This is a genomic window from Psychrobacter sp. TB20-MNA-CIBAN-0197, from assembly GCF_040309765.1.
Taxonomy (GTDB): Bacteria; Pseudomonadota; Gammaproteobacteria; order Pseudomonadales; family Moraxellaceae; genus Psychrobacter; species Psychrobacter submarinus.
In genome coordinates, this window is record NZ_JBEOPC010000487.1 from 1 (window position 1) to 276 (window position 276).

The following is a 276-nucleotide window of genomic DNA, read 5'->3' on the forward strand; positions in this document are numbered from 1 at the left end:
GTGCAGCCCCGGTGCGCCGCCCTGCAGCAGGCGTTCGCACATTTCGCTGACGACTTGTTCGCCGAAGCTTTGAATGCTTCGCGTGTCGTCGCCGTAGGCTTCCAGTTGCTTGCGGATCCAGCGCGGGATTTCCGCACCGCAGGCATCGGAGAAGCGCGCGAGTTTGCTGTAGTTGGTGATCGGCATGATCCCCGGCACGATCGGCAGATCCACGCCCAGCGCCTGCAAACGGTCGACGAAGTAGAAGTAGCTGTCGGCGTTGAAGAAGTACTGGGT

The 276-nt window shown here is 61.6% G+C and carries 1 protein-coding gene; it reads right to left on the minus strand.

Going from position 1 to position 276, the window contains the following annotated elements; genetic code table 11:
- The coding region (locus tag AAEY83_RS14615) for a methylenetetrahydrofolate reductase (protein WP_351059994.1) at positions 1–276 on the minus strand (276 nt) is incomplete at both ends.